Here is a 9,355-nt window from a genome sequence, read left to right on the forward strand (position 1 = left end):
TCAACATGGAATTTAGCTTCGACGTCATGTCGCTGGACGGGATGCGTTCTATCGATTGTGAATTGTTCGATGAGGGTTCGCAAGCTACCGCCTGCAATGGTTGTGCGACCGCCGGGAGTTTGACTGATTCCGTCAGCAAGAATCGCCCCTGCTTTGAATGCGCCTCTTAAAGCGGCGCCATTGGCACCAGCCATACGCCGGCATGGCCGCAAGGAGTCAGGCTTGTTGAGTTCAGTTGATAAACCGATCGGCGGAACGCTTGCAGCGCAGTTGCGCGCGACCATGCTGGGCACGACCGGGGAGTACATCGTGTTCTCGCACGGATTCGGCACGGATCAGGCAGCTTGGAGTCAGATCGCGCGCCCGCTATCCTTCGGCGCGCGCTGCGTTCTGTTCGATCTACCAGGTGCAAGCCCACTCCTGCCTGTCAGCTTCGACGAGCGGCGCTACCGCTCGATCGCTGGCTATGCCGACGATCTTCTGAACCTCCTCGATGAGCTTGAAATATCGCGCTGCACATATGTCGGCCATTCCGTTTCCGGCATGATTGGGGTTCTAGCCGCGATCGAGGTCCCCGAGCGGTTCAGCAAGCTGGTGCTCCTCAACGCCTCGCCGCGCTACATCAACTGCCCCGGATATGTGGGAGGCTTCGAAACTGGCGAGATCGAAGCGTTGCTTGAGGCGATGAGTAGCAACTACCAGGCATGGGTCGCGGGATTTTCTTCTCTCGTCATGCCGGCAGGGTTGCCAAGCGCGCTTGCCGATTTTTCAGCCGGGTTGCTGTCGATGCGCCCCGACGTGAGCACGCGCATCGCTCGCATGATTTTTCAGGGCGATACGCGACACATCCTTCCACAGTTGAAAGTGCCGACGCTTCTGCTGCAATCGCGCGAGGATGTTGCCGTCCCGCCAGAGGTCGCCGCATACCTTCTCGCGAAGATACCTGCGGCGGAACTCAAGTGGATCGAGGCCGCGGGGCACCTCCCTCACATGTCGGCACCCGATCAGGTACTGGAGGTGCTGCGTGGACATCTTTACTAGCATCACGCCGATGCCCCCCGCACCCGGACCTATGCGTTCGGTCCTCCAGATGCTGCAAGCGATCGAAGGGGTGGACGTCGCCATTCTACTTGCGCATGTCGACGGACCTTTCTTCGAGATCGTCGACGCAACTGGTGCCGGTAAAACAGTGGGTTCCTGCATCGCGCTTGCACCGGAAATTACGTTTCCGCCGGCGGGACGATCAACGTCCGACTTGCGTATGCCAACTGCCTTCACTCTGATGTCCGATAAGCGACCGTCCTGGGTCGGGGCCAAGCAGCTAGCGGGCACCGACCTGCGGCTTGTTGCCTTATGCTCGCAAAACCCGCCTTTTCTCGAGCGCCAACTTGAGGCAGCCGCTGCTACGATGGCCGAACTTGGCAGGCACGGCGCCAAGAGTGAACTGGAACGGTTGCAGCAGGGGCGCATCAGCGCGTTGATCCGCAGCTTGCCGGTACCGTTCGTGTTCGTAGACGCGCAAGCGACGGACGCGCTGATCAACGGCGACGCCCGCGCTCTATTGAAGCTTTCGCCTACCGAAGCGGGTGTGGAGCAGATTGCAAGTGCTCTGCGCCATCTCATCCAATCCCAAGGGAATGCCGCCCTTCATCATCAATTGGCTGCAGACCCACGAGCAACCGCGATCTTCTACGCTCACCATCATGGACGCACTTACAAGGTTGATACGCAGTGGATCGACGACGGCCTCGTTGGTCGCATCTGGACCTTCCACGATATTACCGAAGAGCGCCGCCTCGAGGAGGAGCTACGCGTACTCGCCAGCACCGACCACCTGACCGGGGCGCTCAACCGACGAGCGTTCCAACTCGCGTTCCGATCGGAATTGGCGCGATGCCGCCGCTATGGTGTCCCTCTAAGCCTCATCATGCTCGACTTGGATCATTTCAAGCGGGTGAACGATACGTACGGGCATCAGGCAGGGGACGCCGTTCTGAAGGAGACGAGCAGCCTTATCCGGTCGTCGCTGCGCGACAGTGATATCTTCTGTCGCTTCGGAGGCGAAGAATTTGCGCTTCTGCTCCCCCACACCGGTATGGACGAGGCAGCCTTGCTCGCCGAACGCCTCCGTTACGCGATGGCTGAGACGCCCATAGACCTCGGATCCGCATTCGTGCCGATCACTACTAGCGTCGGCATCGCGGCTTTACGCCCGCAGACCGATTCCATCGACACGATGATGCGGCGGGCAGACGAGGCCCTCTATGCAGCCAAGGCCGGTGGTCGAAATCAGACTGTATCGGCCCCCCAGGATGAATCATGCTAGCGTTTCAAGGGGCGATCCTTTCATCGCAATGGAAGAAGCCTTGTCATCTGCCGAAGTCGAAGCGGAAAACGAACGGGCAGCCGGTCCGGAGAAGCGTTGGACAAGCCTGAATGGCGGTTTCTGGATCAGGCGCCGTCTAAGAATGGCGTTCCTTCCAGAGCAGCATGCGTGCCGATGACCCCGCGATCGATCAAGCCCAGGAAGATGCCCTTTGCGGCCTCGATGTTACCGGTGGCGCTCAGTTCAGCATGCGCCCGTGTAAACGCGATACTCCACGTTGCTGCGATCAGTCCGGCCGCGAGGTATGCATCGGGATCATCAGCGGCGCGGCCAGCGCCGTCGGCCAATATGCCAGCCAAGGCACTCACGAAGTCGTCGCGCATCTGTCGCGCACGCGCTTTTAATGGCTCGCTCGCCTGGGCCGTTTCGACGAACGTTCGGGTATCCGCGAACAGTGGAAATTCATCCGATGGCTCCTCGATCATCTGGTGCGCGAGCAACCCCAGAGCTTGGATAGGCGAAATTCCGGGTTCCCGCGATCGAATGGCCTCGAACGCCAGATCATGTCCCTCCTGCTCGCGGTCGAAGAACATGTCTTCCTTGCGCGGGAAATGGTTGAACACCGTCATGCGTCCGACGTCCGCCGCTTCGGCGATATCGTCGATCGTCACCTGATCGAAGCCGCGCTCCATGAACAGGCGCGTGGCGACATCGGATATTGCTTGACGGGTCGCGAGGCGCTTTCGCGTTCTCCGATCCGGACTGGGATTACTCATGGCTTGCATACTTAATTATACTGAGTACATAATGGGGCTATATCCAGTTTGGGGACATTCTCATGACTTCGTCAACCGCCGTTCTCGTTAGCGGCGCCAGCTTTGCCGGCCTTGCGACCGCATATTGGCTGAACAGGCTTGGTTATCGAGTCACCATCGTCGAGGTGGCGAAGGAGCTTCGGCGAGGGGGGACGCCCGTCGACATCGAGGGCGAGACGATCGACATTCTAGCTCGCATGGGTCTTGCTGACGCGGTTCGCGCCAAGGCGCTCCCTCATCGCCGCTTTGCGTTCAAGGACGTTGACGACATCACGTTGGGCACCGTCGGTGCCGGCAGCGACCAGGCATCGTCCGAGCGATACGAGATCCACCGCGACGATCTGCTGGATATCCTGTTCGGCGCCGTCGCGGACGATGTCGAGCTGCAGTTTGGCCGGTCGATCGATCGGCTGGAGGAAGGGCAGGGCGCTGTCTCGGTCACCTTCAACGATGGGGAGCGGCGCGACTTCGCCCTGGTCTTTGGGTGCGACGGCAATCGGTCGAACACGCGCAAGCTGCTCTTCGGCGAGAGCGACCAGTTCACCTATTTTATGGGTGGTTACTTCTTCCTGAAGGTGGTCGGGGAGACCGGACTGCTGCCCGCGAACGTGTCTGAGGTCTTCAGCGTGCCGGGCCGGATGGCGATGCTAAATGGCTATGACGACCGGACTGATATCGGTTTCGGTTTTCGGACCGAGAACGAGATCGAATACGACTATCGCGATCGGGCGCAGCAACGCCGCCTGATTCAGGAGCGGTTCGCTGGGCTGGGCTGGAAGGTGCCCGCGATGCTCGATAGCGCGGCCGGCGACGACGACTTCTACTTCGATCGAATCAACCAGATCAGGATGCCGAGCTGGTCACTTGGCCGCGTCACATTGGTCGGCGATGCGGGCTATTGCGTCTCGCCACTCGCCGGCTTTGGCGGCTCGATGGCGATCATCGGCGCGGGGCGCCTAGCCGCGGCGCTGGAACAATCTCCCGGCGATCACGCCGCAGCTTTCCGTCACTATGAAGATGCGTTGCGACCTTTTGTGGAGGAAGTGCAGGAGCGGGCGGCAAGCGATGGAATGTCGATGATGTGTCCCGCCAACGAGAGTGAGCTTGCTGAGCGTGATCAGAAGATTGCAGCGGGCGATATGGGATTTTAAGAGCTCGACCCTTCGCTGATTTCCGCTTCAACACGGACAGGACGAAGCGGTATGGCCTCAGTATGGAAAGTGCTTGACGATCAATGAGCGAACGTCCGCAATTGGTTAGCGGCCAGCCGATCTTGCATGTCCGGGTATGGAACTCGCCAGTTTGACGCAGGCGGGCAGTCCGGCAACAAGCTGACGTCATCTACTCAGGGGAACATGGGCTATTGAAGCTTCCCGCCGGTTGCGTAGGTCGAGCCGTCTTCGGCGTTGTTCGGTAGCGTCCAGTTGACCGTGAACTGAGCCTCTCGCCCGATGCTGCTGCCGCCTGATGACAAAGTAGGGCGAACCTTGGCAGTCGACAGCGCCTTAACAGTCGCGCGCTCGAACTCCGGGTCAAGCGCTGGCGCACGCCACATTGGCTGGGCGCCGACAACGGGCAGAAGGTCGACCTGAGCGTTTCGGCACAACAGGCTGCGATCGACAAGTACCCGGCAGGTCGCAGTTACGCGCGTTTGCGCACCGGCTCTAAGGGCGGCGGGGGGATAGAAATCGCTTATATCGAGTTCCGTGATCGCCAATTCCTTCTTGTCGACCCCCGCCCCCGGCCGCTCGCTCGGGGGAGCATCGGCGAGGGAGACCGTTTCTTGAATTAGTACGGATCGGGTCCGCTTGCCGATGGGAGCCGGACGCAGGCGGTAGAATGCAGTCTTCGCACGTGCCGCGCGCAGCAACGGATCGGTCTCTGCAGCCAACCGGAGAGTTTCAATACGTGGCCAGAATGCCTTCTGATCAAGCACGACGCCGTCCTTCGCATCGATGCAGTTACCCGGCATGTCGCCCCGAAGTACCAGACATTGGAAGGTGAAGGAGACGGGCGTGGCGGGCAGCGTCACTCCTGCCACGGATAACGCTCGCGCCGCGGCTGTTGGGGTCGCGACCACACTAGCGGGGGTAACCTGCTCGGGCGCGGCCATGATGTTCGCTCCTGCTTGCAACATTATCAGATACGCAATCATCGCTTGCCCCTTCGTCGCTGAACTTATCATGTGGGCTCGCTTTGCCAAGCCGATCATGGGGCGTTGTTCGCCAACAACGACGTCGTGGAGAACGCAATGCCTTGCCGCCAATCACGTCGGTTACTCTCTCAAATTGGCGATGTTTGGCTGGGTACCCAGCCAGGAGAGATCGTAACGTGGAGAGGAATAGAGGTCTGCAGTCCCGGGGCGGGGAAGGGGACGTGAGTATCTGCAAGTGGGGCTGGCCGGAAGCCGTAGGACAGGGGCGCGTTTGCGCAATTGTCGCCATTCACGCGCAATCAGCAAGGCCCCGATCGCAGACGCTCGTTCACCGCGCTACGCACAGGCCATGAACAAAGAACAACAGTCGTTATGTAAGCGATATGGTGCCCGTTTTATGCCCTTGGACGACATCTATAAGGCGGCATTTCGGAAGACGCTTTGCGCGGGGGCTTTCCCCTCCACGGCTTGCGTCATTCGCTTGAAAGCGGAACCTCAGGTTGGTTTATCTGCTCAGGTGAGTATTCGGACCATGACGTTTTTTCCAACCTCTACATGCTCGTCATCTTGCCAGCGACTGTCTCGCCAGGCTGGAGATTCCTGGTCGCGCCGGAATATGAGGATGTACGGTTCGATAGCAGCCTGCTCGACGCCTAAGCGGACGGTCTCAAATCCCCATCTCGGCCATTCCGCTAACGTCCCATCCCGGTTTGTCTACTTTCAATGCATGGAGACGGCCTAGAAAGCCCGCTAGGACTGATCGAGGCGGAGTCCGCGAGACGCAGCCTGTCGCCCCCTTGCAATGACGTCCCGTTGATGACGAGCCTGATCATCGCCGAACGGACCGTGGACCTTGCTCGAATCCGTCAGGGCTTGAGGAAATTGCGCCTGATCGTTTTACCATCGGTCGAGATCGACGCGTAGCCCCCCTTCTTGATATCGTTTGAGGCCAAACGGCCATCGAGGTCGAGACGAAGCGTGTGCTTTGAATCGAACGCGTCGGGGGACTGGAGCCGTACGCCAGACCAGCCATATTTGCCGTAGACCTGGTCCATGCTCGCCTTTTGGCCGTCCATGATGGCCTTCAATCCTGCCGCGTTGATGTGTGAAAAAGCGATCAGATGATCTTCTAGCCTGAATTCGGAGGCGTCACCGCCCATCACCGTGATTTCGACGGGTCTGGGGGGCCCAAAACTGCCTGTCGTGACGTCCATGGACACTTCTTGAAGCTTTCTCGGATCCTGCGGGCTCTGGTACTGCACGATACAGGACGTCATTTCTCCTGATGGCGCGGAGGCCATGGGGTCGATGTCTTTGCCGAGGCTGAAGAAGGACGTCAGTTCGGATACCTTCGCGGTATCGCCGAGCTCTTTGGCAGCTGCTCGGAAGCAGACGTCAGGCCCATCGGCCAACGTGAATTTGGATTTGCCACTGCCGGGAAACGAACTGGCGATCATCATAGACGCCTGACTATCGCCCGCAGACAGCGACGTGTTCTGCGACGTGTCTTCCTTACCCCCGCATGCGACTAACGATATCGAACAACCGACGAGTACGCAGAGCGAACGAATTCTGGCTTTGGGCATTCGTGGATCTTCCTGGTTTAAGCAGTTCTCAATCATCTTAAAGATCGCATTCTGGGTGTCGATCACGAAATTTGCACATCCGTTATTGCACGAGGACACAACAGGGAATGGCGCTCGTGCCGAAAGCAGGTCGGCGAGTACAACCCTAAATTTATTGTTTGGAATAAGCACGGTAGGGTGCTTCGGTGAGTCTGATAGCCTGAGATTTCACCCGAGATCCAGCCGTGCAGCTCCCTTCCATTCAGGCCATTCCGTTTACACGCAATTGCAGGCGCTCGCCGCAAAGCGCATCCTGTAGCGACGAAGCTAATGCTCTTAATCCCGTCCTTGGCATTAAGCGCGTGTTCGCGATCCGCCGACACGTTCCACGTTTATGACCGACAACATCGGCGCGTTCTGCAAGCGTAGACATTTGTGGTTGCGTGAATAGGCTCCACCGAGTGCGAGGCCAGCTATTTGGATTGTGCCGATCTCATGCGAGGGGGGATGGAAAGGTTCACCTGCTTCTGGACAATGGCCGCAAGATCGATTGCCTAAGCGGATATGTGACCAGCCTGCCGCAAACGTGGAGATATCAGATCGTGGGGGAAGAATGCGGGCCTCTGCTAAGTCAGTGACGTTCGGAATCCTCTCCACAACGACGTTCATGACCGAAAATCACAAGCTGAAAGCGTAATAGTGCGGCGATGAATGAATGCCTGAAGTTGGGGAGCGAGAGGGCACACGAACGCCGCAACTGGGTCAGCGGGTCATCCCAAGCGGGTGTCGTCAAGGCACGAAACCAGAAGTTGGAAAGCGCCAGACATACGCCGAATAAGCCCATGCGTGACGTGCTCAGCGTGTCGATGAACGCCCGAAGCGTCGCTCGCACATGCTGATGCCCCGCATGATAGTGGCATAGGCCCGGTATCTTCGGACACCAGTCCGCCGGCATGAGAAGGAGATTGACGCTCGCTAACCTAAATCGCGCAATACCGAGTCCTTTCGCTGCCGCTTCGATCATTGATCGGGTGTGATCCAGCGTCAGCGAGGGCTTCATCATCTGGTGATGACCGCTAACGCGGGCTCGAGGCTTCGCTTAGAAGAGCGTTGAAGGTTTCCACCCGACTTTATAATAGCACCGGAACAGTTACTTCAGTCGCCTCGCGCTCAGCAGCACGCATAAAGGCAGATCGTCAGGATTTTAAGTCGCAATGAATTATCGGCATTCCTTCCATGCCGGCAACAGTGCCGATGTCGTGAAGCATAGCCTACTGATCGCCCTCGTGCGGGCCTTGCAGCAAAAACAGGGCGCGCTGACCCTGATCGACACCCATGCCGGCTGCGGGCTGTACGACATCGACGGCGAGGATGCCCAACGCACCGGCGAGTCTACGCAGGGCGTGCTGCGGGCCCTTGCCGCTCCGAACCCGTTTCTGGACGACTACCGCGCCGCCATACAGGCGGTGAACGTAGGGGCCGAGCCACACTTATACCCCGGATCGCCGCAGATACTGGCGCAGCTTCTGCGCCCGCAGGATTTCCTGATCCTGAACGAAAAACATCCCGATGACGCCTATACCTTGCGCGGCGTGATGCGCGGCACATCCGCTGCCGTGCATGAGCGCGACGCTTACGAGCTTTGGCTGGCGATGCTGCCGCCCCGAACCGCGCGCGGCGTAGTGGTGGTCGACCCGCCGTACGAGCAGCCCGATGAGCGTGAACGTATCACAGCCACGCTCGCCGCGGCTCACCGCAAATGGGCGCATGGCGTGACGGTGATCTGGTATCCGCTGAAAGACCGCACCACGCATTGGCGGTGGAAACAGCAGTTGCGGAAGCTCGGCATCCCGAAATTGCTGACGGTGGAGCATTGGTTGTACGATGGCGATCGGCCCGGCATCTATAATGGCGCGGGCCTTTATATCGTCAATCCGCCCTACGCCTTCATGCAGGCGCTGCCGCCTCTGCTAGAAGCCCTGCGCGCCGTGCTTGCGCCGGAGGGGCATAGTGGCGAGATCACAACCGATTGGTTAGCGGATTAAGGTAAACCATCACCGCCCCCTTGTCCCAAAAGAGGTATTCCCGCGCGGCAAGCTTCGAGCAAAGCATCTCGTGAGATACGCCCGTTGTCGGAGGTGGCTCATGATCATTGTCGATGCGCTCTGCGTTAATTGGGGAATACTGGTAGGTCTTCCTCTGAAAAACAGTCGACTGCTGAAAGCGCTGGGAACAGCAGCGAGTCCCATTTCTGGCCTTCCAAAGGCCAATTGTGGGTTTATCACGCGACTAGCCGAACTAGGGCTACGACGCTTTACGGTCCTTGGTATGATAGGAACGACTATGATCACAATATCGCTGATCGGCCCGGCAAATTTCCTGTTGACGTTCTGAGAATGCTCTCTTACAGACGTCGAACCGCAGCGGAGTGCCTCACCGGCTTCTGGAGCGGTCGCAAAAAACCGGATGCTGCAAGCTTCTCGAAAGGGAGGGG

General features: G+C 58.9%; 9 protein-coding genes. 5 read left to right on the plus strand and 4 right to left on the minus strand.

All coding sequences use genetic code 11. The annotated features are described in order from the left end of the window. Window positions 1-222 precede the first annotated feature (222 nt). Both O6X71_RS10760 and O6X71_RS10765 read left to right on the plus strand, forming a co-directional pair. Window positions 223-1,041, plus strand: a complete 819-nt coding sequence (locus O6X71_RS10760; protein WP_353465849.1) for an alpha/beta fold hydrolase — start codon at window positions 223-225, stop codon at window positions 1,039-1,041. 49 nt (window positions 1,042-1,090) lie between these two features. After that, on the plus strand, window positions 1,091-2,326 hold the full coding sequence (locus O6X71_RS10765; RefSeq protein WP_353465850.1) for a GGDEF domain-containing protein: 1,236 nt from the start codon (window positions 1,091-1,093) through the stop codon (window positions 2,324-2,326). A gap of 125 nt (window positions 2,327-2,451) precedes the next feature. Here the strand turns inward: O6X71_RS10765 and O6X71_RS10770 are convergent, their stop codons facing one another. Then, complete coding sequence (locus O6X71_RS10770; protein WP_353465851.1) at window positions 2,452-3,111, minus strand: TetR/AcrR family transcriptional regulator; 660 nt, start codon at window positions 3,109-3,111, stop codon at window positions 2,452-2,454. Between the two features lie 53 nt (window positions 3,112-3,164). Between O6X71_RS10770 and O6X71_RS10775 the strand changes: the two genes are divergently transcribed. After that, the gene (locus O6X71_RS10775) at window positions 3,165-4,292 is read left to right on the plus strand and encodes an FAD-dependent monooxygenase (RefSeq protein WP_353465852.1); all 1,128 of its coding nucleotides are present in this window, start codon (window positions 3,165-3,167) and stop codon (window positions 4,290-4,292) included. 209 nt (window positions 4,293-4,501) lie between these two features. Here the strand turns inward: O6X71_RS10775 and O6X71_RS10780 are convergent, their stop codons facing one another. Continuing rightward, window positions 4,502-5,296 carry a hypothetical protein gene (locus O6X71_RS10780; RefSeq protein ID WP_353465853.1) on the minus strand — a complete coding sequence of 265 codons (795 nt, stop codon included), beginning with the start codon at window positions 5,294-5,296 and terminating at the stop codon, window positions 4,502-4,504. A gap of 426 nt (window positions 5,297-5,722) precedes the next feature. Here O6X71_RS10780 and O6X71_RS20965 point away from each other — a divergent pair, with 426 nt between their 5' ends. Next, window positions 5,723-5,953, plus strand: coding sequence for an immunity protein Imm33 domain-containing protein (locus O6X71_RS20965; protein WP_435368475.1), 231 nt, complete (start codon window positions 5,723-5,725; stop codon window positions 5,951-5,953). Window positions 5,954-6,162: 209 nt separating this feature from the next. Here the strand turns inward: O6X71_RS20965 and O6X71_RS10785 are convergent, their stop codons facing one another. Together O6X71_RS10785 and O6X71_RS10790 are read right to left on the minus strand one after the other, a co-directional pair. Beyond that, window positions 6,163-6,948 carry a hypothetical protein gene (locus O6X71_RS10785; RefSeq protein WP_353465854.1) on the minus strand — a complete coding sequence of 262 codons (786 nt, stop codon included), beginning with the start codon at window positions 6,946-6,948 and terminating at the stop codon, window positions 6,163-6,165. Between the two features lie 544 nt (window positions 6,949-7,492). Then, complete coding sequence (locus tag O6X71_RS10790; protein WP_353465855.1) at window positions 7,493-7,921, minus strand: hypothetical protein; 429 nt, start codon at window positions 7,919-7,921, stop codon at window positions 7,493-7,495. 154 nt (window positions 7,922-8,075) lie between these two features. Between O6X71_RS10790 and O6X71_RS10795 the strand changes: the two genes are divergently transcribed. Next, window positions 8,076-8,906 carry a 23S rRNA (adenine(2030)-N(6))-methyltransferase RlmJ gene (locus O6X71_RS10795; RefSeq protein ID WP_353465856.1) on the plus strand — a complete coding sequence of 277 codons (831 nt, stop codon included), beginning with the start codon at window positions 8,076-8,078 and terminating at the stop codon, window positions 8,904-8,906. The last annotated feature ends 449 nt before the right edge of the window (window positions 8,907-9,355 follow it).

Origin of the sequence: Sphingomonas faeni (assembly GCF_040407505.1) — a bacterium.
Lineage (GTDB): Bacteria > Pseudomonadota > Alphaproteobacteria > Sphingomonadales > Sphingomonadaceae > Sphingomonas > Sphingomonas faeni_E.